The sequence below is a fragment of the Nocardia sp. CC213A genome (assembly GCF_030766805.1).
In the GTDB taxonomy this organism is placed as follows: Bacteria; Actinomycetota; Actinomycetes; order Mycobacteriales; family Mycobacteriaceae; genus Nocardia; species Nocardia otitidiscaviarum.
The window spans coordinates 141,807-163,769 of record NZ_JASFXA010000001.1 but is presented as its reverse complement, the minus strand read 5'-3'; the positions used below and the strand labels follow the sequence as shown (position 1 = coordinate 163,769).

19 protein-coding genes and 1 riboswitch are annotated in these 21,963 nt (G+C 69.0%); of the genes, 11 read left to right on the top strand and 8 right to left on the bottom strand.

What is annotated here, in order from left to right; translation table 11 throughout:
• Window positions 1-33 precede the first annotated feature (33 nt).
• A complete protein-coding gene (locus tag QJS31_RS00825) occupies window positions 34-684 on the bottom strand; it encodes a DUF2267 domain-containing protein (protein WP_306355716.1) in 651 nt (216 codons plus the stop codon).
• Window positions 685-921: 237 nt separating this feature from the next.
• Here QJS31_RS00825 and QJS31_RS00820 point away from each other — a divergent pair, with 237 nt between their 5' ends.
• From QJS31_RS00820 to QJS31_RS00810, 3 genes are all read left to right on the top strand, one after another.
• Window positions 922-1,947, top strand: a complete 1,026-nt coding sequence (locus QJS31_RS00820; RefSeq protein ID WP_306355715.1) for a hypothetical protein — start codon at window positions 922-924, stop codon at window positions 1,945-1,947.
• A gap of 155 nt (window positions 1,948-2,102) precedes the next feature.
• Window positions 2,103-3,032 carry a universal stress protein gene (locus QJS31_RS00815; protein ID WP_306355714.1) on the top strand — a complete coding sequence of 310 codons (930 nt, stop codon included), beginning with the start codon at window positions 2,103-2,105 and terminating at the stop codon, window positions 3,030-3,032.
• 1 nt (window position 3,033) lies between these two features.
• A complete protein-coding gene (locus QJS31_RS00810) occupies window positions 3,034-4,497 on the top strand; it encodes an AAA family ATPase (protein ID WP_282785949.1) in 1,464 nt (487 codons plus the stop codon).
• Window positions 4,498-4,920: 423 nt separating this feature from the next.
• Here QJS31_RS00810 and QJS31_RS00805 read toward each other — a convergent pair whose 3' ends face one another.
• The gene (locus tag QJS31_RS00805) at window positions 4,921-5,184 is read right to left on the bottom strand and encodes an SHOCT domain-containing protein (protein ID WP_306355902.1); all 264 of its coding nucleotides are present in this window, start codon (window positions 5,182-5,184) and stop codon (window positions 4,921-4,923) included.
• A 267-nt stretch (window positions 5,185-5,451) separates the two neighbouring features.
• On the opposite strand from QJS31_RS00805, the gene QJS31_RS00800 reads away from it, so the two are divergent.
• The 3 genes from QJS31_RS00800 (at window position 5,452) to QJS31_RS00790 (ending at window position 7,660) form a co-directional block, all read left to right on the top strand.
• Complete coding sequence (locus QJS31_RS00800; protein WP_143981154.1) at window positions 5,452-5,868, top strand: hypothetical protein; 417 nt, start codon at window positions 5,452-5,454, stop codon at window positions 5,866-5,868.
• Between the two features lie 167 nt (window positions 5,869-6,035).
• Window positions 6,036-7,091, top strand: coding sequence for an alpha/beta hydrolase family protein (locus QJS31_RS00795; RefSeq protein ID WP_306355713.1), 1,056 nt, complete (start codon window positions 6,036-6,038; stop codon window positions 7,089-7,091).
• A gap of 50 nt (window positions 7,092-7,141) precedes the next feature.
• Window positions 7,142-7,660, top strand: a complete 519-nt coding sequence (locus QJS31_RS00790) for a hypothetical protein (RefSeq protein ID WP_282779908.1) — start codon at window positions 7,142-7,144, stop codon at window positions 7,658-7,660.
• A 479-nt stretch (window positions 7,661-8,139) separates the two neighbouring features.
• On the opposite strand, the gene QJS31_RS00785 is transcribed toward QJS31_RS00790, so the two are convergent.
• Window positions 8,140-9,369: an MFS transporter gene (locus QJS31_RS00785; protein WP_306355712.1), complete on the bottom strand. Its 1,230-nt coding sequence runs from the start codon at window positions 9,367-9,369 to the stop codon at window positions 8,140-8,142.
• Between the two features lie 91 nt (window positions 9,370-9,460).
• Here QJS31_RS00785 and QJS31_RS00780 point away from each other — a divergent pair, with 91 nt between their 5' ends.
• From QJS31_RS00780 to katG, 4 genes are all read left to right on the top strand, one after another.
• The gene (locus QJS31_RS00780) at window positions 9,461-10,060 is read left to right on the top strand and encodes a helix-turn-helix domain-containing protein (RefSeq protein WP_282779912.1); all 600 of its coding nucleotides are present in this window, start codon (window positions 9,461-9,463) and stop codon (window positions 10,058-10,060) included.
• A 56-nt stretch (window positions 10,061-10,116) separates the two neighbouring features.
• The gene (locus tag QJS31_RS00775; protein WP_282779913.1) at window positions 10,117-10,884 is read left to right on the top strand and encodes an arginase family protein; all 768 of its coding nucleotides are present in this window, start codon (window positions 10,117-10,119) and stop codon (window positions 10,882-10,884) included.
• A gap of 88 nt (window positions 10,885-10,972) precedes the next feature.
• Window positions 10,973-11,377: a Fur family transcriptional regulator gene (locus QJS31_RS00770; protein WP_372341535.1), complete on the top strand. Its 405-nt coding sequence runs from the start codon at window positions 10,973-10,975 to the stop codon at window positions 11,375-11,377.
• Between the two features lie 35 nt (window positions 11,378-11,412).
• Window positions 11,413-13,617, top strand: a complete 2,205-nt coding sequence (gene katG / locus QJS31_RS00765) for a catalase/peroxidase HPI (RefSeq protein ID WP_306355711.1) — start codon at window positions 11,413-11,415, stop codon at window positions 13,615-13,617.
• Window positions 13,618-13,683: 66 nt separating this feature from the next.
• Here katG and QJS31_RS00760 read toward each other — a convergent pair whose 3' ends face one another.
• Genes QJS31_RS00760 through prpD form a run of 3 tightly spaced genes read right to left on the bottom strand, consistent with a single transcriptional unit; the run spans window position 13,684 to window position 17,224 of the window.
• Entirely contained in the window at window positions 13,684-14,808 is a 1,125-nt protein-coding gene (locus QJS31_RS00760) for a bifunctional 2-methylcitrate synthase/citrate synthase (protein WP_282779918.1), read from the bottom strand.
• Complete coding sequence (prpB, locus tag QJS31_RS00755) at window positions 14,808-15,722, bottom strand: methylisocitrate lyase (RefSeq protein ID WP_306355710.1); 915 nt, start codon at window positions 15,720-15,722, stop codon at window positions 14,808-14,810. The genes QJS31_RS00760 and prpB overlap by 1 nt, the downstream gene beginning before the upstream one ends.
• Entirely contained in the window at window positions 15,719-17,224 is a 1,506-nt protein-coding gene (prpD, locus tag QJS31_RS00750) for a 2-methylcitrate dehydratase PrpD (RefSeq protein WP_282779934.1), read from the bottom strand. Before prpD ends, prpB begins: the two co-directional genes overlap by 4 nt.
• Window positions 17,225-17,378: 154 nt before the next feature.
• Here prpD and QJS31_RS00745 point away from each other — a divergent pair, with 154 nt between their 5' ends.
• Entirely contained in the window at window positions 17,379-18,803 is a 1,425-nt protein-coding gene (locus QJS31_RS00745; RefSeq protein ID WP_282779922.1) for a short-chain fatty acyl-CoA regulator family protein, read from the top strand.
• A 19-nt stretch (window positions 18,804-18,822) separates the two neighbouring features.
• On the opposite strand, the gene QJS31_RS00740 is transcribed toward QJS31_RS00745, so the two are convergent.
• Complete coding sequence (locus QJS31_RS00740) at window positions 18,823-19,824, bottom strand: methylenetetrahydrofolate reductase (RefSeq protein ID WP_372341522.1); 1,002 nt, start codon at window positions 19,822-19,824, stop codon at window positions 18,823-18,825.
• 157 nt (window positions 19,825-19,981) lie between these two features.
• A riboswitch (cobalamin riboswitch) is annotated at window positions 19,982-20,152 on the bottom strand.
• 237 nt (window positions 20,153-20,389) lie between these two features.
• A complete protein-coding gene (locus QJS31_RS00735) occupies window positions 20,390-21,358 on the bottom strand; it encodes a hypothetical protein (protein ID WP_282779926.1) in 969 nt (322 codons plus the stop codon).
• Window positions 21,359-21,963: the final 605 nt, after the last annotated feature.

Genomic DNA, 21,963 nt, shown 5'->3' with positions numbered 1-21,963 from the left:
GAGAACCACGGGCCGCCTGCGCTGTCGCGCTCCCTACACCGGCTGCTGCCGGGTGTCGCTCAGCCCCTCGGCGAGCAGGATGCGGTGGGCGTGCTGGGCGGCGCGGGCGGCCTCCGGCGACGGCCCGCCGGGCAAATCCTCCAGCCCGCGCGCCAGCACCGCCACCGCGTCGCGCAGTGCCGCCACCCGCACCTCCAACTCGTCCACTCGGTCGGTCTCGCCCTGGGTGAGCACCGCCGCGCCCGCCAGCACACCCGACAGGTCCGCACCGAGCAGCACATGGCGCAGCGCCACCGGGAGCTGGGCGAGCACGTGGTCGAGCTGCCCGGGCGAGAACAGTCCGGCGAAGGAATCGGTCACCACACCGGCCAGCGCCGCCGCCTCGTCGCGGGAAACGCCCGCCTCCCGGGCGAATTGGGTGACGAACGACGCCACGTCGTGCGAAACCGGCACATGTGCGGGCATCCAGCCCTCGTAGAAGATGCCGCGCAGCAGTTCCGGCAGCTGCGCGCTCAGATGGGCGGCGGCGTTGACGCCGATGCGATCACGCACGGTGTGCAACCACGCACGCATGGCACGGTGCGCGAAGGCCTTGTCATAGGTGTCGAGCCCGTCGGCGATGGCATTGAGCCATTCGTGCGCGGTGTGCACGGCGGGCGCGAGCGGATCACTCTGATGGGACATGGTCGTTCGCCTCTTTCGGATGGGTTGTCATGGTTCCCCGAGCGTGCGTCAGCGCCTCCGCGGTGGGTGAGAGCCGTCGTGCCCGCCCCGCGAGGACGATGGTCACCTCCGCAGGCGGCGGGGGACCCTGTCGGCGGACAGCGGTGGCGGGCCACGATCGAAGCGACGATATTCCTCGACGCGGCGCCACCGGGCGAACGAACCGGGCGTCGCCTCGCCGGCGGTGCGGAGGTCGCGATGACCACGAAGTACGAGACCTCGGGTGTGGGTTCGTCCGCGGTGCTGATGGCGCTGCGACTTCCCGTGGGGCTGGGGCACACCGTCGCGGAACTGCGCTACCTGGGCCGCCGATCGGGACGGCGGATCGCGCTGCCGGTGTCCTACGCGCGTTCCGGCGACACCGTGATCGTCCGGGTGGGCAATGCCGCCGCGAAGAACTGGTGGCGCAATTTCCGTACACCGCATTCGGTGTCGATTCGCATCGACGGTGACTGGCTCGCCGGAATCGGCCGTCTGGTCGCGCCCGGGACGATCGAGCACGAGGAGGTCGAGGCGGACTACCTGCACGAGCATCCGCGCCAGCGGACGTCGGCGACCGATCCGTACCTGGTGATCGAGCTGGCGCGATCCCAGCCGAATCACACCGGCCGGTGGCGGCAGTGGTTCACCACCGTGACCGCCGGTGAATTCCTGGGTTTCGTCGCCCCGGCCGTCGCGGGCGCGCTGCTCCTCGACGCCGCCCCCGCGGTCGTGGTCGCGGGTCTGCTGCTCGCCGCCGTCGTCGAGGGTGCGGTACTCGGTTCGTTCCAGTCCCTGGTGCTGCGGAAGTGGCTGCGCGACTTCGCCACCGGACGCTGGGTTCGGGCTACCGTGGTGGGAGCGGTGGTGGCGTGGACGATCGGCGCGATGCCGGTGCTCTACGGCGACCGCATCACCGAATGGCCGCCCGCGGTGCAGGCGCCGGTGATCGCGGTCGGAGCCTTGGTGATGGTGTTCGCGATCGGCGTGGCCCAATGGTTCGTGCTGCGCGAGCGGACCGAGCGCGCGGCGCTGTGGATCTGGGCCAATGCGGTGGGCTGGATCGCGGGACTCGCGGCGTTCGCCCTCATCACCACCCCGCTGTGGCAGCCCGGCCAGCCGACCGCGCTGATCGTCGGCATCGGGCTGCTCGGCGGCCTCGGCATGGCCGCGGCCATGGCGGCCGTCACCGGCGCGTTCGGAGTCCGCATGCTGGACACCAGGAACCTGGTGTCGCCGCACTGACCTCGGTGCCGCACCGCACCGCACCGACCGCAGCACCGCACTGCACCGACCGCAGCACTGCACCGCACCGCCGCACCGCACCGCACCGACCGCCGCACCGCACCGCACCGACCGCCACACCGGCCGCGAGCCGATCGCACAGTCAGGAGATCGCCATGACAGCCCAGTACCCCGACGATCCGCATCAGCTCGCCTCGGCCGCGGTGGTGGTCGGCGTCGACGGCTCGGTGGGATCGGACATCGCCGTCGGATGGGCGGCCGACTACGCCGCCGCCCGGCAGCGCGCGCTGCGTCTCGTGCACGGCCTCGACCTCGTGGGCATGAGCGCGGTCTTCGGTAGCTACGACGTGCTCATTCCGCCGGTGATCGAAGCGGTCCGGGAGGGCGGTCGCGTCCTGCTCGACCGCGCGGCAGCGATCGCGCGCCAGCGCGACCCTAGCCTGGCGGTCACGGTCGCGCTGACCGCGCAGAGCCCCGCCGCCCTGCTCATCGAGGAGAGCGCCCACGCCTACGCGACGGTCCTGGGTGCCACCGGCACCTCCGGGAGCATCGCGCATCTGGGTTCGACACTGCTGGCCGTCACCGCGCACGCACACGGCGCGGTCGTCGTGGTACGCCCGGATCCGAACGCGGACAACGTGATCCACGACGCCGGCCCGGTCGTGGTGGGAGTCGACGGCGGTCCGGTCAGTGAAGCCGCCATCGCCGCGGCCTTCCGGGAGGCGGCCGAGCGCGGCGCCGAACTGGTCGCCGTGCACACCTGGAGCGACTGGAATTTCGGCGATTTCGCCGGTGGCGATCGGCTGACCGTGCCCGAATCCGAACTGGAACATCGGGAGTGGGCGATCCTCGCCGAACGGCTGGCGGGCTGGCAGGAGAAGTACCCGGAGGTTCGGGTGACCCGCCGTGTCTATCCGTCGGCCCCCGCCGACCAGCTCCGAATCTGGTCGCGCACAGCCCAACTGGTGGTGGTCGGCAACCGCGGTCGCGGCGGCTTCCCGGGGCTGCTGTTGGGATCGACCACGAACGCGCTGGTACAGCACGCCCACTGCCCGGTGCTGGTCGTCCATCCGGCGGACCGCTGAGATGACGGATACGAACGGTGAACCGTTCGCGCAGCTGCGGGAGACCCACACCGGTCTGGTCCTGCTCTGCGGCGAACGCGCCTACAAGGTCAAAAAGCCCGTCGTGACCGACTTCCTCGACTTCGGCAGCATCGCCGCCCGGGAGCGGGCGTGCCTGCGGGAGATCGAGTTGAACCGGCGGCTCGCACCCGATGTGTACCTCGGACTCGCCCATCTCACCGATCCGGGGGGCGGGGCGGGGGAGCCCGTGGTGGTCATGCGCCGCATGCCCGAGGCGGCCCGACTGTCCACCGGACTCGACCGCGGCACCGTCACCCACGCGGAACTGGCCGAACTCGCCGCGCTGATCGCCGACTTCCATCGCGCGGCGCGGCGCGGCCCCGAGATCGACCGCGCGGGTGTGCCCGCCGCCCTGCGGCACCGCTGGGATGTGCTGCTGCACAGCCTGCGCGAGCAGCCGCGCGATGCGGTGGATCCGGCGGTGGTCGACCGCATCGCACGGCTGGTCGGCCGCTATCTGGACGGTCGCGGACCGTTGCTGGCCCGGCGCATCGCCGCTGGCCGCATCGTCGACGGGCACGGTGATCTGCTCGTGGAGGACATCTTCGCGCTACCCGACGGCTTCCGCGTGCTCGACTGCCTGGATTTCGACGACCAACTGCGCTATGTGGACTGCCTCGACGACGCCGCCTTCCTCGCCATGGATCTGGAGTTCCGCGGCCATCCGGCGCTCGCCACCCGATTCCTGGACGACTACCTGCACGCGGCCGACGACACCCCACCGGCCTCCCTGCGCCACCACTACATCGCCTACCGCGCCATGGTGCGGGCCAAGACCGACCGCATCCGCGCCGACCAGGGTGTCGCCGCCGCGGCCGAGCGGGCCACCCGGCATCTCGACCTGGCCGCGGCGCACCTGAGCGCCGGGGCCGTGCGGCTCACCCTGGTCGGCGGGCTGCCCGGAACCGGAAAGTCCACCATCGCACAAGCTCTCGCCGCGGAAACCGGAGCGGAACTGCTGTCGAGCGACAGCGTGCGCGCCGAACTGCGCGCGGTGGGGGCCGTGGTCGGCACGGGCGGAACCTTCGGGGCCGGCGCTTACCGTCCCGAAGCGAAAGCCCGGGTCTACGCCGAACTCCTCGACCGCGCCCGCGCCCGCCTCGAGCAGGGCGACTCGGTGATCCTCGACGCCAGCTGGTCCGACGCCGAATCCCGCACCCGCGCAGCGCAACTGGCCGACCACACGGTCGCCGACCTGGTGGAGCTGCGCTGTGCGTGCCCACCCGATATCGCCGCCGAACGCATGTTCACCCGCGATCCCGGCGATTCGGAAGCCACCCCCGAGATCGCGAAAGCCCTGTCCGCCACCGCAAGCCCCTGGCCCGCGGCCGTCACCCTGGACACCACGGCGCCGGTCGGCGCCACCGTCGACACCGCCCTGCGCGCATGGCAGGGCACCGGCTGACCACTCCCCTCGGTGGGCAGGCACCTCCCGATGCCAGGGTCGCCCCCCACCACATCGGTGGAGCACGCGGCCGCTCGACAACCTATGGCGCGTCGGCCGTGGCAGGGCGCGGCCGACGCGGCTACCGCGGGCCGACGGGCCCGCGCCGGACGATCGGTTCGGCGGGCCGCGACGCTCGATGGCCGGGTCGTCAGTTCGGCCGGGCCGGACCGATCGCGCGGAGGTTGGCCAGGTAGTAGAGGTACAGACCGGCGGGCAGCAGGCCGTGGACCAGCTGGGCCAGGGTGGGCCAGTCGTTGATGAACGGCACGTCGCCGCCGGGGCCGCCGAAAGTGAGCAGCCGATAGGACAGGGTCCAGGCGGTCAGTGGCTACCGCCGATGCGGCTACCGCCGATGCGGCTACCGCCGACGCGCTGTGGCGGTCAGGTGCGGGTCGCGGTGTGGGTGCGCAGCGCGGTGAGGCGGCTGATGTATTCCTGCTCGTCGATATCGCCGCGGGCGAACCGCTCGGCCAGCAGCTGCTCGGCCGGGGTCTGGGTGACGGGTGGCTTCCCTTCCCGGTCCGGTCGCGCGGTCATCCGCACGATCAGGGCGAAGGTCGCGATCACCAGTCCCCAGAACAGCAGCATGCCGATGCCCATGCCGACATAGCCCCAGCCACTCGGTCCGTGGTCGTACCAGTACATCACCGTCTGCCTCCTTCTCCGGCGCGATCGTGCGCGACGCGGTGCCGGACCGTGCTTTCGACGCGATGCGCGCCAACTGTCTCCACTGTCGGCGCGTACGGCCGCCCGGGGCAGGGCAGATCGCCCCCTGATGCGAGGACCAACGGCATCCAGGCTGGTGTGGACCGTGCCGTCGCCGCCCGGAGCGGCGATCCGAGGGCCAAGGTCCCGTGGCCCGGGGCCCAACGCGACTTCCGATGACCAGGGCCGCCACGCGACCGTCGAACCATGGCATTCACGCAGAACATTCGAGAGACCGCCCTCGAGCAGGCCGCCCTCGTGCTGCTGTCGGGTTTCGTGGCGATCTGGGCCGTGGCGGGCGCCGTCGGCTTGGCGGGCGGCGGAATCGACCTGGGGCAGACCATCGTGCGGCGGCTCCCGTTCGAGAGTCCGGTCTTCGCCGCCCTCGCCCTGGCGCTCGTCGTCGCGGTTCCGATGGCCGTCACCTCCTGGTCCGCCGCGCACGGTGAGCGCCGCGCCCCGACCGTCGCGATCGCCAGCGGCGGCCTGCTGATCGGCTGGATCATCGTGCAGATCGCGGTCATCCGCACCTTCAGCATCCTGCAACCGGTGTGCGTGCTCTTTGGCATCGCCATCGTGATCCTGGGTCTGACCTGGCGTCCCAACCCGGAAGACGATCGTTGAAGGGTTGATGTGACCGACCGCACAGAATTTGCAGCTAATTTATAGCAACATTTCCTGACGGGGTGCCGATACCCTCCTCGAGCACCCGGTGCTCGCGTCCGTCCGGTGCGGGGACCGGTTGTGTGCCTTGTGGTCTCGCGACCGCACGAGGGAAAGGGTCGGCATCCATGCGATCGACTCGCAGTGCGTCGAATTCGGTGAGATGGTTCGGTATCGGCTGTCGGAGTGCGGCATTGGCGCTGGTAGCGCTGCTGTCCGCGGGTATCGCCCTGGTGGGCTCGACGGCCACGGCCACGGCGGCGTTCACGCCCGCGGCCTTCGACTTCTGGGTGGATTCACCGAGCATGGGTCCCATCAAGACCCGGGTGCTGCGCGCCGCCGACGGCAATACCAACCGGGTCGTCTACGCGCTCGACGGAATGCGGGCGCGGGAGGACCTCAACGGCTGGGAGATCGAGACCAATGTCGCCGAGGTGCTGGCCAGCTGGAATATCAATGTCGTCATGCCGGTCGGCGGCCAGTCCAGCTTCTACGCCGACTGGAACGCCCCGAGTGAATTCTTCGGGATCCCGGCGGGCACCGGCCCCGGCAATACCGGCTCGGGCGTGACCGACACCCTCTCGGGCGGTCCGGGCAAGAGCTACCGTTACGAGTGGGAGACCTTCATCAGCCGCGACCTGCGCTGGGCGCTGCGTGACCGGCTGGGGTTCAACCCGTATCGCAACGGCGTGTTCGGCCTGTCCATGGGCGGCAGCGCCGCGCTCACCCTGGCGGCCTACCATCCCGACCAGTTCAGCTTCGCGGGAGCCTATTCCGGCTACCTGAACATCTCCGCGCCCGGCATGCGGGAGGCCATCCGCCTGGCCATGCTGGACGCGGGCGGCTACAACGTCGACTCCATGGCCCCACCCTGGGGGCCGCAGTGGCTGCGCATGGATCCGTTCGTCTTCGCGCCCAATCTGATCGCCAACAACACCCGACTGTGGGTCGCCGCCGCGAGCGGTCTCCCCACCGCCGGTGACCCGCCGAGCATCGCCACCGCCAACGGCATGGCGTTGGAGGCGCTGGCACTGGCCAATACGCGCTCCTTCCAGGTGCGCATGGCATCCCTGGGTGGCGGCAATGTCGCCTATTCCTTCCCCGCGTACGGCATTCACGCGTGGAATACCTGGCAGGACGAGGCGTACCGGATGATTCCGGACCTCTCCGCCAATATCGGCTGACGGTACGAGCGGTACCGATTGTTTGTGCGGCCTCACGGGCAGAAGGCGGGATGACGATGCTGGTAGCGGAGATCGACGCGGTACTGGCGGTGGATTGGCTGCTGCGGGACCTGCCCGCCGCCGCGCTACGCGGAGTCGCGCGGACTGCGGAGGCCGAGCGCATCCACCGACAGGGGCCGGTCACCGCACGCCGCCTGGCCGGTCGGGACGGGCTCGTCCGCTACGAACGCCGCCTGCGGCGAGCCGGGGACGAACTGGCCGCGGTCGTGGCGGCCCTGGAACCCGCGGAGGCCGGACGACCCGCCTGGGAGCCGGAGGCGCGGGCCTATGCCGAGATCGGCTCGGCCTGTATGGATCTGGCCTATCAGATCGAGCGTCGGCTGCTGTACACCGGGGAGCGCGCGGGCCGATGGGCGGTGCGACTCGTGCATACCGCCCACCAGCTCGACGGGTACCTGCGCCCCGGCTCGGTGGCTCACCTGGCACGGGAGAGCTATCAGACCCTGTTCGACGAGGCGGTGCTGGCCGGGCGGGGAGGTTTGCTGCCCGGCACCGGCGTGCCCGGCTGATACGGGGTACCGTAAAACGTGTGGGAATGGCGAATTTTGGGCCATCTATGACCGGAAGTGCCACCAATCCATGACATTCGGTGCCAACGCTCGTGTGATGTCTTGCCTGCCGGTGTGACAACGCTACGCTTTCAGCGGGTTTCCGATCATGAACCGCGTTTCGCTAACTCTCAGCGTGTCGAGGGTTGGCAGGTTGCCCACCGATCGGCAGACCCACGGGCCGCATGCCCTGGCGGCCCGCGGCCCCGTCCCGCAGCGGGACCGACGCTGTAACGGATACGGGCACCGACGGGAGAACCCAACCGCGAAATCCACCTCCCGTCGGTGCTATCCGAGCCCGGCAGCGATCAGGGACGAGAGCGATCCAGGCCGGCAGCGATCCAGGCCGAGAGCGATCGAGCCCGACCGCGATCCGAGCCGGTGTCCGGCCCGGCCGCTTCTCACCCCCGGCATCGATCCCGCGTCGACCCGCGTCGAACTCAGCGCGATTCGTCCGCCTGCGCGAGTTCCGTCGCCGCCTCCTGCCGTGCCCGGTCCAGGCGGATGAGCGGTACGGCCGCCGCCGCGAGCGCCGCGCCGATCAGGCAGACCGAGGTCAACGCGGACCCGCGGGTGAGCGTGAGCGCCGCCAGCACGGGGGTGCAGCTGATGCCCAGCTGAAACGCCGACACGGTGGTGGCGCCGGCCAGCGTCGGCGCATCGCCGGCGAGTGCGAACACCCGGCCGTAGAGGGCGGGATTGAGCACGAAGGCGGCGATCCCGAGCAGGAAGACCACCGGCACCACCACCCACGCCGTCGGCATGGCCGCCGCCAGCAGCGCCGACAGCAGTACGATCCCGACCGCACCGGTTCCCAGGGCGAGATGCGGCCGTCGATCGGAGATGCGGCCGCCGATGGACAGCCCCACGAACGCCCCGATGCCGAAGAGTGCGAGCACGGCCGGAATCCAGACCTCCGCCATGCCGGTGATGTCGGCGAGCATGGCCGCCAGATAGTTGAACGTGATCATGTACGCCGCGGTGGTCAGAATGGTCACCGACCAGACCACCCAGAGCATGGGCTTGCGCAACGTGTCCAGCTCCCGTGTCACCGCGGCTCCGGTGTGCGGCACGGAAGCCTGTGCGGCAGCGGGTATTCCGAGCAGACACCCGATGATCCCGGCGAGTGTCAGGACCACCACGGCCCAGAATCCGCCGCGCCAGCCGGTGAAATGGCTCAGCAGGGTGCCCGCGGGGCCGCCCGCCACCATGGCCACACTGAGTCCGCTCACCACCACCCCGGACGCCCGGGCGGTGCGGTCCGGCGTGACCAGGCCGATCGCGGTCACCGACGCGATGGCGAAGAATCCGGCGTAGGCGATTCCGGCCACCACCCGGGAGGCCAGCAGCACGGTGTAGTCGCCGAACAGGCCCAGGGCGATGGATGCGGCGAAGACGCCCTGGGTCGCCATCAGTGCGGTCCGGCGCGGCCAGCGCAGGCTGAGCACCGCGAACGGCGGTCCGCCGCAGACGACACCCAGCGCGAACGCGGTAATGAGCATGCCGGCCGAGGAGAGGGGGACGTCGAGGTCGGTCGCGACCTCGGGTAGGACTCCGGCCAGCAGGAACTCCGCGCTGCCCATGGCGAACAGGCTGAAGCCCAGCAGGTACACCCCGGTGGGCAGTCGGGTGGTCGTGGTTGTCGATGTCGTTGTCGTTGTCGTGTTCATATCGGCTCACCTCCGAGCCGAGCATCGGGCCACGCCCGCGATACCGGCAACGGTTGTTGCCGATCCCGGGACGAATTGGTTGACTGGGCCCATGGATGGACAGCCCAGCGTCGGCTCCGTGATCGAGCAGATCCCACCTCGTCTGCGCAGCGCCCGGGAGCAGAAGGGCTACAGCCTGTCCGAGCTGGCCCGGCTCACGGGACTGTCCACCAGTACGCTGTCGCGCCTGGAGTCGGGTCAGCGCAAACCGAGTCTCGAACTGCTGCTGCCGATCACGGTGGCGCTCGGGGTGCCGCTCGACGAGATCGTGGTCGCCCCGCGCATCGTCGACCCGCGCATACCGCAGCAACCCACCAGGAAGGACGGCCGCGTCCTGATCCCGCTGTCGCGGCACCAGGGCGAACCACGCGCCTACAAGATGACCATTCCCGCCCACGACGACACCCCGTACCCGCGCACCCACGACGGCTACGAATGGCTCTACGTGCTGCGCGGCCACCTGCGCGTCCGGCTCGGCGACCACGATTTCGTCATGGGCGTCGGCGAGGCGGCCGAATTCGACTGCCGCATACCGCACTGGTTCGGCGCTGCCGGGCGCGGCAGCGTGGAGGTGCTCAGCCTCTTCGGCAAACACGGCGAACGCATCCACGTCCGCGCCCGCGCCGCGGGACGGCCGACCGCGTCCGCGTGAGGACCGCCGACCCGAAACATATTGCGGACACCGGTTTCCGGATCTAGCGTCGCTCCATGTCCTCGCCTGTTCTCGTGCCGTTCCATCAAGACGAACCCTTGGCCCCGGACGCCATTCCGATGCCCGGTCCCGGCTATCGGACCGTGGTGCCCGAGCTGCCCGACGGCACCGTCTGGGAGCGTCTGGTCGCCCTGTACCGGGAGGTGGCGGCCACCGTCGCCGCGGTCGAGGGCACACCGGTGGTGCTGTCGGGGGATTGCACGGTCGCCCTGGGCACGCTGGCGGGCGTGCAGCGGCGCGGAATCGACCCCGCCGTCGTCTGGTTCGACGCGCACGGTGATGTGCACACGCTGGAATCGTCGACCTCCGGCTATATCGGCGGCATGTCGCTGCGCCTCGCGCTCGGGGCACACGCGGACCTGATGGCCGAACCGCTCGGGCTGCGTCCGGTGGCCGCGGAGCGGACGGTACTGGTCGACGCCCGCGATCTGGATCCCGGTGAGCGGGAGTACCTTTCGACCGCGCCGGTGCGGCATTGCGGCGTCGACACGATCACGCTGCCGGACGGCCCGGTCCTGCTGCACATCGACGTCGACGTGATCACCGCCGAGGAGGTTCCAGGTCTGCTCTATCCGGTGACCGGCGGCCCCACCCGTGACGCCGTGTTCGACGCGGTGCGGCGGGTGATCGCCACCGGTCGGGTCGTCGCCCTGGATATCGCATGCCCGTGGCAGCCGGGCGAGTATCCGGAGCGCGCCGACCTGCTCGCCACGCTGACGGGCCTGCTCGATACCGGCGCGGTCGCGGCGTCGCACGATCGATAGCGGGTTTTCCGGATCCGCCAGAATGCTTGACTCGTTCCAGAGAGCGGACGAGACTCTGGGTGTGCCCACGGCCACGGAGTTCCAGCAGATGCTGCGGGGAGCTTCGCTGCGCGTGACCGCCCCGCGGGTCGCGGTGCTGAGTGCCGTGCACGACCACCCGCACGCCGATACCGATTCCATCATCCGCGCCGTCCGGGACCGCCTGTCGGCGGTATCGCACCAGGCGGTGTACGACTCGCTGCACACGCTGACCGCCGCGGGCCTGATCCGATGCATTCAGCCCTCCGGATCGGTGGCCCGATACGAGACGCGGGTCGGCGACAACCATCACCATGTCGTCTGCCGGAACTGCGGGACCATCGCCGACGTCGACTGCGCCGTCGGCGCGGCCCCGTGCCTGACCGCGTCCGATGACAGCGGTTTCACCATCGACGAGGCCGAGGTCATCTACTGGGGTCTGTGCCCCGACTGCGCCGCGGCCGCGCGCCCCTGATCGCAGCCCGCTCCATTCATTCAGGAAGGAATGTCGTGACATCCGAAACTCACAGCACCAGCGAGAGTGAGAACCCGGCGATCCCGGCCCCGACCCCCAAGACCGACCATCGCCCGCGCACCAACAAGGACTGGTGGCCGGAGCAGATCGATGTCTCGGTGCTGCACGCGCACTCCTCGAAATCCAACCCGCTCGGCGCGGATTTCGACTACGCCGCGGAGTTCCGGAAGCTGGACGTCGAGGCGCTGAAGGCGGATGTGGCCGCGGTGCTGACCGATTCGAAGGACTGGTGGCCCGCCGACTACGGCAACTACGGCGGCCTGTTCATCCGGATGAGCTGGCATGCCGCGGGCACCTACCGCATCGCCGACGGACGCGGTGGCGGCGGCCAGGGCGCGCAGCGCTTCGCGCCGCTCAACAGTTGGCCCGACAACGCCAACCTGGACAAGGCCCGCCGCCTGCTGTGGCCGGTCAAACAGAAGTACGGCAACAAGATCTCCTGGGCCGACCTGCTGGTGTTCGCGGGCAATGTGGCGCTGGAGTCGATGGGGTTCAAGACCTTCGGCTTCGGTTTCGGCCGCCCCGACGTGTGGGAGCCGGAGGAGATCTTCTGGGGGCCGGAGGACACCTGGCTCGGCGACGAGCGCTACAGCGGTGACCGCGAACTGTCCGGTCCGCTCGGCGCGGTGCAGATGGGCCTGATCTACGTGAATCCGGAAGGGCCCAACGGCCAGCCGGATCCGGTGGCCGCCGCCCGCGATATTCGCGAGACCTTCGGCCGCATGGCCATGAACGACGAGGAGACCGCCGCGCTCATCGTCGGCGGGCACAGCTTCGGCAAGACCCACGGCGCGGGCGATGCCGCCCTGGTCGGCCCGGAACCCGAGGCCGCCCCGCTGGAACAGCAGGGGCTGGGCTGGAAGAGCGCGCACGGCACCGGAAAGGGCAAGGACGCCATCACCAGTGGGCTCGAGGTGGTGTGGACCTCCACCCCGACCCAGTGGGGTAACGGCTTCCTGCAGAACCTCTACGGTTACGAATGGGAGCTGACCAAGAGCCCCGCCGGGGCCTGGCAGTGGACAGCCAAGGACGGCGCGGGTGCGGGCACCATCCCGGACCCGTTCGGCGGGCCGGGGCGCGCCCCGACGATGCTGACCACCGATCTGTCGCTGCGCGAGGATCCGATCTACCGGGAGATCACCAGCCGCTGGCTGGAGCATCCCGAGGAGTTGGCCGAAGCCTTCGCCAAGGCGTGGTACAAGCTGCTGCACCGCGATATGGGTCCGGTCAGCCGCTACCTGGGTCCGTGGGTGCCCGAACCGCAGCTGTGGCAGGATCCGGTGCCCGCGGTCGATCACGAACTGGTCGACGATCAGGACGTGGCGGCGCTCAAGGCCAAGGTCCTCGACTCCGGCCTGTCGGTGACGCAGCTGGTCAAGACCGCGTGGGCGTCGGCGGCGAGCTTCCGCAGCACCGACAAGCGCGGTGGCGCGAACGGTGCCCGCATCCGGCTCGAACCGCAGCAGAACTGGGAGGTCAACGAACCCGCCGAACTGGCGAAGGTGCTGCCCGTGCTGGAACGCATCCAGGCGGAGTTCAACGGCTCCGCCGCGGGCGGCAAGAAGATCTCCCTCGCCGATCTGATCGTGCTCGCCGGATCGGCGGCCGTCGAGAAGGCCGCCAAGGACGCCGGGCACGGGGTCACCGTGCCGTTCCGGCCCGGTCGCACGGACGCCACCCAGGAGAACACGGATGTGGAGTCGTTCGCGGTGCTGGAACCGCGTGCCGACGGCTTCCGCAACTACGTGCGCTCCGGGGAGAAGGCCCCGCTGGAACGGCTGCTGCTGGACCGGGCCTACATGCTCGACGTGACGGCTCCGCAGCTGACGGTGCTGATCGGCGGCATGCGTGCGCTCGGCGCGAACTACGGCGGCTCCGAATACGGCGTCTTCACCGACCGTCCGGGCACGCTGACGAACGACTTCTTCGTCAACCTGCTCGACGACAGCACCGAGTGGAAGCCGTCGGAGTCCGCGGAGAACGTGTACGAGGGCGTCGACCGCGCCTCCGGCAAGACCCGCTGGACCGCCACCGCCAACGATCTGCTCTTCGGTTCGCATTCGGTGCTGCGCGCCGTGGCCGAGGTGTACGCCCAGCAGGACGCGGGCCGCAAGTTCGTCGACGACTTCGTCGGCGCCTGGGTAGGGGTCATGGAGAACGACCGCTTCGACCTCGCCTGAGGCAGCCGCGTCGCGGCGTGACGACCGGGCCGGTTCCGCGCGGGACCGGCCCGGCATCGCGTCCGCTCAGGCCACGACGGAACGCGGTGGCACACCGACGTATTCGCTCAGTGGCCGGATCAACGCATTGGATTCACCCTGCTCGACGATGTGGGCGGTCCAGCCGGTGATGCGGCTCATGACGAAGATCGGCGTGAACATCTCGATATCGAAGCCGAGCAGGTAATAGGCCGGGCCGGTGGGGAAGTCCAGATTCGGGGCGATCCCGGTGGCCTCACGCATGGTGCTCTCCAGGATCTCGTACATCCGCACCCACGGCTGTCCGTCGGTGACGGCGGCGATGTCCAGGAACGCGCGCTTCATGGTCGGCACCCGGGAGTCGCCGTTCTTGTACACCCGATGGCCGAAACCCATGACCTTCTCACCGCGGGACAGCTTGTCGCGCAGCCACCGTGCGGCCAGATCGGGGTCGCCGATCTCGAGCATGTCGTGCATGACGGCCTCGTTCGCGCCGCCGTGCAGCGGTCCCTTGAGCGCGCCGATGGCGGCGGTGACCGCGCTGTAGATATCGGAGAGCGTGGAGGTGACCACGCGCGCGGCGAAGGTGGAGGCGTTGAAGCTGTGCTCGGCGTACAGGATCAGCGAGACCTCGAACGCCCGCACCAGCTCCGGAGCGGGAACCTTCCCGAAACACATGTTGAGGAAGTTCTCGGCGAAGCCCAGCTGCGAGTGCGGCGCAATGGGTTCCAGGCCGTGCCGTTTGCGGTGGTCGGCGGCCACGATGGTGGGCAGCACCGCCATCATGCGCAACGCCTTGGCGCGGTTGGCCTGCGGTGAATTGTCGTCTTCCAGGGGATCTTCCGCGCCCAGATAGCTGATCGCGGTGCGCACCACGTCCATCGGGTGGCAGTTGTCGGGCATCTTCGCGATGAGCGACAGCAGCGAGCGGTCGGCCCGGCGGGAGGCGCGCTCCTGCTGGCAGAACCGCGCGTACTGCGCGTCGTTCGGCAGTTCGCCGTACCAGAGCAGGTAGGCGACCTGTTCGAAGGTGCAGTTGGCCGCCAGGTCCTGCACGGCGTAGCCGCGATAGGTCAGCGCGTTGGTCTCGGGCACCACCTTGGATATCGCGGTGGTGTCGACGACAACGCCCGCGAGCCCCTTGTAGATGGTCGGGACGGTGATATCCCCCATCACTGATTCCTTCCCAGAGTGAAATTGAATATCTCGGAATCGAATTCGTTGTATCGCTGGTACCGCAGCAGCTCGTAGAGGCGGCTGCGATGCTGCATCCGGTCCAGCAGCCCGGATTGCGTGCCCTGTTCGAAGATCTCCCGCAGCCCGGCCTCGGCGGCGTACATCGCCAGGCGCAGCGTCGACACCGGATAGATGACGGCGTTGTAGCCGATCGACTCCAGCACCTCGGCGGTCAGCAGGTCGGACTTGCCGAACTCGGTCATATTGGCCAGCAGGGGAATCGACACCGCCGCCCGGAACTTCTCGAAATCGGCGGCCGTGTGCAGTGCCTCGGTGAAGATCACATCCGCGCCCGCGTCCGCATAGGCTCGGGCCCGTTCGATCGCGGCGTCGATCCCCTCGATCCCGGCGGCGTCGGTGCGGGCGCAGATGACGAAATTCGGGTCACGCCTGGCCGATACGGCCGCTCGCAGCCGCCGGACCATCTCTTCGGTCGATACCACGGCCTTGCCGTCGAGATGGCCGCAGCGCTTGGGGTTGACCTGATCCTCGAGATGCAGGCCCGCGAGTCCGGCGTCCTCCATGACGGTGACGGTGCGGGCGGCGCTCATGGGCTCGCCGAACCCGGTATCGGCGTCGATGAGCACCGGCAGGTCGGTCACCCGCGCGATCTGCTGACCGCGTCCCGCCACCTCGGTGAGCGTGGTCAGACCGATATCGGGCAGGGCCAGATCCGCCGCGAGCACCGCCCCGGAGACATACACGCCGTCGAAGCCGATCTCCTGAATCAGCCTGGCCACCAACGGGTTGAAGGCTCCCGGGAATCGCTGGATCCGCCCGGAGGCGAGTCCGGCCCGGAAAGCGGCGCGCTTGTCGGGGGCGGAGGTGGCGGCGGCGAGCAGACCCGTCATCGGAACAGCCCCCGCGGCGACCGGGGTGCGCGGGCGAGCACATCCGTGGATACGGAGAAGGTGATTTCGGGCAGCTCGGCGGGCGACAATTCGCCCGCGCGCTGGGCCACCTCGAGGAAGCGGTCCTGCTCGGCCGGTTCGATCACGCCCTCGGCGAGGGCACGGAACTTGGCGATGTACTGTGCGCGGGCGAAGGGGCGCGCACCCAGCGGATGCGCGTCGGCGACGGCCAACTCGTCGGTGATGACCTCGCCGCTCTTCAGGGTCACCTCGGCACGTGCGCCGAACGCCTTTTCGCTCGGATCGGTGGAGTGATAGCGGCGCGTCCACTCCGGATCCTCAGCGGTCGAGATCTTGCGCCACAGTTCGACGGTGTCGGGCCGCTGGGCACGCTCGGGTGCGTAGGAACGCTCGTGGTGCCAGGTGCCGTCCTGCAGGGCGACCGCGAAGATGTACATGATCGAGTGGTCCAGGGTCTCGCGCGACGCCCGGGGGTCGAACTTCTGCGGGTCGCGCGAACCGGTGCCGATCACATAGTGGGTGTGGTGGCTGGTGTGCAGCACGATCGACGCGATCTGATCGAGGTCGCCGATCCGCTCGCGCAGCCGGAACGCCAGGTCGATCGGGGCCTGGCTCTGGTACTCGGCCGAATGCTCCTTGGTGTAGGTGTCGAGAATGCCGCGCTTGGGCTCGCCCGGACCGGGCAGCGGCACGTTGTACTCGGCCTTCGGGCCGCCCAGCAGCCAGGCGATCACACCGTCCTCACCCTCCCAGATGGGAGACGGCGCACCCTCGCCGCGCATGGCCCGGTCCACGGCCTCCACGGCCATCTTCCCGGCGAAGGCCGGGGCATAGGCCTTCCAGCTGGAGATCTCGCCCTTCCGGGACTGGCGGGTGGCGGTGGTGGTGTGCAGCGCCTGGCCGATGGCCTGGTAGATGGTCTCGGTGTCGAGTCCGAGCAGGGTGCCGATACCGGCGGCGGCGGACGGGCCGAGGTGGGCGACGTGGTCGATCTTGTGCTCGTGCAGGCAGATGGCGCGCACCAGGTCGACCTGGATCTCGTAACCCGTTGCCAGACCGCGGATCAGGTCGCGGCCGGAGCGGCCCGCGTGCTGCGCCACCGCGAGGATCGCCGGGATGTTGTCGCCCGGATGCGAGTACTCCGCGGCCAGGAAGGTGTCGTGGAAGTCGAGTTCGCGCACCGCCACCCCATTGGCCCAGGCCGCCCACTCCGGGGAGAAACGGCCGTCGACCCCGAATACGGCCGCACCGGGCCGGTAGGGGTGGGCCAGCGCCTGGGCGCGGGCATTGGCGACGGGGCGGCGGGTGAGCGCGGCCGCGGCCACGGCGGCATTGTCGATGATCCGGTTGACGATCATCTCCTCCGTCTCCGGGGCAACCTCCACGGCATCGGCGGCCACCTCGGCGATCCGCCATGCGAGATGTTCCTCCCGGGGGAAGCTCTCCGCGGAGCGGTGGGTGCGGACGAGATGGTTCTTCACGGTCGGGGCCTCCCAGGCATCGAGGTTCATCGGGATATTTCGCACGCTATACAGGCAGCGCGGACATGGAAATCCCCCGCAAATGCCTATTTTTGTGTAAGCGCGGCGGTGAAAGTGTGAAAGTTGTGTAAAGCGAGGCTGCTAAATTGAGGGCATGCAGAAGATGTATGCGGGCGCGCGACTGCGCACGCTCCGGGAACAGCGGGGACTTTCCCAGTCGGCGCTGGCCAAGGCCCTGGAGCTATCCGTGAGCTACATCAATCAGCTCGAGCACGATCAACGACCGCTGACCGTGCCGGTACTGCTGCGCCTGAACTCCCGCTTCGATCTGGATATGGGCTTCTTCGCCGCCGACACCGACGCCCGGCTCATCGCCGACCTCCAGGACGTCTTCGCCGAGGACCCCGACGGTGCCGCCATCACCACCGCCGAGATGGACGATCTGGTGGCCCGGGTGCCGGCGGCGGCGCGTCTGCTCGTCTCCCTGCATCGTCGCCTGCGCGGGGCCACCGAGCAGATGGAGCGCTTCTCCGCCGAAATCGACGGCGGCCGGGGCGACTCCGCCACGGCCATGCCCTACGAGGATGTGCGCGACTACTTCTACGACCGGCGCAATCACATCCCCGCACTCGACACCGCGGCTGAGGAACTGTTCACGCGCAACGGTTTCCAGCCGGGCGGGCTCGACCTGCAACTGACCCGCCTGTTGCGAGAGGAGTTCGGCATCACGGTCGCGATCCGCACCGATGATCCGAATCATCCCGGCCCCAAACGGGTGTATGACCCGAATGACCGCGTGCTGACCCTGGCACGTCGGCTCTCGACCGGCCAGCGTGCCTTCCAATTGGCCACGCAGTTGGCCTTCCTCACCCAGGGAGCGGTCATCGCCGACCTCATCGACGAGGCCGACGCCATGCCGGAGCAGTCGCGGGGACTGCTGCGGATCGGCCTGGCCAACTACTTCGCCGGTGCGCTCATCCTGCCCTACACCCGGTTCTGGACGGCCGCCGAAGCGTTGCGCTACGACATCGAACTGCTCGCCGCCCAATTCGAGGTCGGCTTCGAGACCGTCTGCCACCGCCTGTCCACCCTGCAGCGGCCCGGCAAACGCGGGGTGCCGTTCTTCTTCGTCCGCACCGACCGCGCCGGGAACATCTCGAAACGCCAGTCCGCCACCGCATTCCACTTCTCCCGGGTGGGTGGCAGCTGTCCGCTGTGGGTCGTGCACGAGGCGTTCGCCACCCCGGGCAGCATCCGCACCCAGATCGCGCGGATGCCCGACGGCCGCAACTACCTGTGGCTGGCCCGCACCACCGACGAGAAGACGCCCGGATACCTCTCCGCGAAAAGGGATTTCGCCATCGGGCTGGGCTGCGATCTGGCGTACGCGGACAAGCTCGTCTACTCCCACGCGCTGCCGGTGGACGATCCGAGCGCGGCCGTGCCGATCGGCGCGGGCTGCAAGGTCTGCGAGCGCACCGACTGCGCCCAGCGCGCCTTCCCGCAGTTGGGTCGCCCGATCCGGGTGGACGACAACAGCTCGCAGCACATTCCGTACGTGCCGTCCACCGTCGGGTGATCAGCGGACCGGGGGACGGTCAGGCGCTCAGCGGGGCGGCGGTGACCTCGTAGCCCAGATTCGTCAGCACCTCGGTGGTGGCCTTGGCGAAGTTGAGGGTGATGAAGTGCAGGCAGGGTGCGCCCTCATCGATGAGGCGCTGGGCCATCTCGGTGGCGATCTCGATGCCGACCCTGCGGACCGCGGCGCGGTTCTCCTCGGGGCCGTCGCCCGCGGCCCGGCGCAGCCGGTCCAGGACGGCCGCGGGCAGCGCGCGGCCGCTGAGTTCCTCGGCGCGCGCGACGGTGCGCATGGAGGTGATCGGCATCAGCTCCGGGATGATCGGTTTCGCGCCCTGCACGGGATCGGCCGCCAGCACCCGATCCCGCAGGCGCAGATAGTGTTCGACGTCGAAGAACATCTGAGTGATCGAGTAATCCGCGCCCGCACGCAGTTTCGCGGCCAGGAAGGCGGTGTCGGTGTCCAGGTCGGGGGAGCGGTGGTGCCCCTGCGGGAAGGATGCGACGCCGACGTGGAAGTCACCGAGATCGCGCACGATGCGCACCAGCTCCTCAGCGTACTCGACGCCGTCGGGATGCCGGTGCCACTCGCCGAGCGGGTCGCCGGGCGGATCCCCGCGCAGCACCAGGATATTGCGGATTCCGCAATCGGCGTACGAGCCGACCAGCGCGCGCAGTTCGGCGACGCTGAGGCCGACCGCGGTCAGGTGCGCCACCGGCAGCAGGGTGGTCTGCTGGGCCAACTGGCCGGTGATGCGCGCGGTGCGGTCCTTGGTGGAGCCACCGGCACCGTAGGTCATCGACACGAAAGCCGGGTGCATCCGCTCGAATTCGCGCACCGCCCGCCACAGCCGGGCCTCGCCCGCGGCGTCACGGGGTGGATTGAATTCGACCGAGAACGGCACCCGCGGCCCGGAATGCCGCCGCAGACTCCGCACGACCGAGGGAACACCGGATGTGATCGGCGAAATCCGGGCCGGACGCCCCGCGTCTGAGAGCCCCGGTTCGGAGGGGGAATACATAGTCGCCTCGTGAGGTAGACAGCCGATGGCCGCCACCCGCACCGAACGCACACCGACGGAGCCCCTGCAGCATCTTCCCGTGCCCGGGTCCCACTCGGCGCAGCGCCCGATCCACGAGGCGACGGCCGCCGGATACGGCGTATCCGGCACAACCGGCAGGTCTTCGGACTCGTGGGCGACGACCCGACCCGGGTCGACCCCGGAGTCGGAGTCCGGGGCTGGACCTACCGGCCGTCGCTTCCCGGGCGCGCGCCCAGTGCCTGTGACGGCCGTCGTTCCCACTCACCGCTGCGGGACAGTCCCGGAATTCCACCGGGTTCCCTCTTCACCTCGGTCCGCGCGGACGCGCGTCCCTCGGCTCGACGCCATCGGGCGGATAAGGGGCTCCTCGACTCCACCTCCGGCGAACCAGCTGCGACCGTGAATATAGCGGAACCGCGCGTCTCCGCCACGCCGAGCCCTGCGGTGCGGCGCTGCTACGCCCCACTGAGGGCATCGAGAACCCCGGTGACCTCGTAGACCACATTCGTCAACACCTCGGTGGTCGCCTTTGGTGAATCTGGCTCTAAGGGTTCAGCACGGGTTCTCCTGCCGGATCCCGCATGCTGCGGTCGTGCTCGACGATGTAGTCGATGAACTTGTCTTGGTCCATGGTCATCGCGAGGAGATCGATATCGTGTGGGTAGACAGGCACGCGATTCAGATGAAACATTCCGGCCTCGGCCGCAAGTGTTCTGGCCGCCCCATCGGTCCCGCCTCTCATCTCCCACCCCAGGCTCAGTTTGTATTGGACGTCTGCCCAGTTTCTGATGGTGAAATCGGGTTGTGCCAGCTGTGTATAGGCATCCTGGCGCATTCGTTCCCGATCGGCCTGTGTCGCTGGTATCGATACGATGTCGTGGCTATTCCGCGTCATACGCCAGGTAGACACGTCTTGGCCGAGCGCGGCTTGTGCGGCGGCCTTCGCTCGCGAAACTTCCTCCCAGCGTTCACCCCGGACCAGTCGATTCGAGTCTATTACCGTCCCGTCGGACAGCCGAACGGTGTTCTGCAGTTCTTCGATGTGCTCGTTTCCAGCCCCGAATCGGGCGTGGGCTCGCCGCCCGGCCTCCGCGTAGGTGATGCTGAGCGGGGTCTCTTGTCCACCAACGAAATACCCTGTCTCGGGATCGAGTTCGCCGCCTTCAGTGCGGATATTCCTACCGAAGAAATCGTTGAACGCGATCCGATCGGCATCGGTCAACGGCGTGCGCAGATGCTCGGGCCGCCCGTTTGCCGGCAGATTCGCACGCTGCACGATAATGCGTCTATGTTCCGCGGCCCAGTCCGCCGCGGTGGGCCGTCTGCCCAGAAGGAGCAGGTTGGTGACACCGACCTTCGCCATCTCGACCTGGCGGACGACGAACTCGCGCTTGGCCGCAATGTCGGCGGCGGCCTCCTTGGTTACAGGCGAGGCTCGATGTTGCATACGGCCGGGCATCGGGAAGTCCATCGCGGAGATCCTGATACCGCGGAGGGCAGCAGCGCTGGTCACGTCGATTCCTCGGTATATCCGAGTGACGGTGGCGAGAGACCGCGCGCCAATGGTGTCGCCCCGGTACCGTCCATCGACCCAATCGGATATCCGGAATACGCAGGATTCGAGGGTACGTGTCAACTGGGCACACAGCTCCGGCAGCCGATGCTGATGGATGACAACTCCATTTCATTAGACAGAGCACAGGGCGCGTGCAGTGGACACTGTGTATCACCGGCTTTGCTGGGCGACGGTGTCAGAACCTTCGTCGGTGAAGGCGATCGGTTCTGTATTCTACTGTTCACGTGGCGGCTGTGCAGTCGCCATAGATCAGGGGAATCGCTGCAAGGCCCGACAGCTCATCGCCGCTGATCTCCGGGAACTCGTCCGCGAACACGGCGTGCCGTGAACCCGGCATCGATTAACGCCATCGGTAGCGCGTCGACGTCCCTGGCTTCCCTTTGTCCGGCTGCCACGGGCGGCCCATCCGAGAGGAGTTACGACGAAGATCCAGCCCGCCGGGCCAAGCGGAACCGTGAGGTTGGCCCTGTCCGACAGTCCGTCCCAGTTGCCCGCGATCTCTTCGACCCGTAGTGCCGCGCACCGAGATGAAAGCGTTTCGC

Excerpts from the sequence above, each read along its gene's own strand:
- QJS31_RS00815 (WP_306355714.1), top strand. The coding sequence starts at position 2,103 with ATGACAGCCCAGTACCCCGACGATCCGCATCAGCTCGCCTCGGCCGCG.
- QJS31_RS00820 (WP_306355715.1), top strand. The coding sequence starts at position 922 with ATGACCACGAAGTACGAGACCTCGGGTGTGGGTTCGTCCGCGGTGCTG.
- QJS31_RS00740 (WP_372341522.1), bottom strand. The coding sequence starts at position 19,824 with ATGTATTCCCCCTCCGAACCGGGGCTCTCAGACGCGGGGCGTCCGGCC.
- QJS31_RS00805 (WP_306355902.1), bottom strand. The coding sequence starts at position 5,184 with ATGTACTGGTACGACCACGGACCGAGTGGCTGGGGCTATGTCGGCATG.
- QJS31_RS00800 (WP_143981154.1), top strand. The coding sequence starts at position 5,452 with ATGGCATTCACGCAGAACATTCGAGAGACCGCCCTCGAGCAGGCCGCC.
- QJS31_RS00790 (WP_282779908.1), top strand. The coding sequence starts at position 7,142 with ATGACGATGCTGGTAGCGGAGATCGACGCGGTACTGGCGGTGGATTGG.
- QJS31_RS00775 (WP_282779913.1), top strand. The coding sequence starts at position 10,117 with ATGTCCTCGCCTGTTCTCGTGCCGTTCCATCAAGACGAACCCTTGGCC.
- QJS31_RS00795 (WP_306355713.1), top strand. The coding sequence starts at position 6,036 with ATGCGATCGACTCGCAGTGCGTCGAATTCGGTGAGATGGTTCGGTATC.
- QJS31_RS00770 (WP_372341535.1), top strand. The coding sequence starts at position 10,973 with ATGCTGCGGGGAGCTTCGCTGCGCGTGACCGCCCCGCGGGTCGCGGTG.
- QJS31_RS00785 (WP_306355712.1), bottom strand. The coding sequence starts at position 9,369 with ATGAACACGACAACGACAACGACATCGACAACCACGACCACCCGACTG.
- QJS31_RS00780 (WP_282779912.1), top strand. The coding sequence starts at position 9,461 with ATGGATGGACAGCCCAGCGTCGGCTCCGTGATCGAGCAGATCCCACCT.
- prpB (WP_306355710.1), bottom strand. The coding sequence starts at position 15,722 with ATGACGGGTCTGCTCGCCGCCGCCACCTCCGCCCCCGACAAGCGCGCC.
- QJS31_RS00825 (WP_306355716.1), bottom strand. The coding sequence starts at position 684 with ATGTCCCATCAGAGTGATCCGCTCGCGCCCGCCGTGCACACCGCGCAC.
- QJS31_RS00745 (WP_282779922.1), top strand. The coding sequence starts at position 17,379 with ATGCAGAAGATGTATGCGGGCGCGCGACTGCGCACGCTCCGGGAACAG.
- QJS31_RS00810 (WP_282785949.1), top strand. The coding sequence starts at position 3,034 with ATGACGGATACGAACGGTGAACCGTTCGCGCAGCTGCGGGAGACCCAC.
- QJS31_RS00760 (WP_282779918.1), bottom strand. The coding sequence starts at position 14,808 with ATGGGGGATATCACCGTCCCGACCATCTACAAGGGGCTCGCGGGCGTT.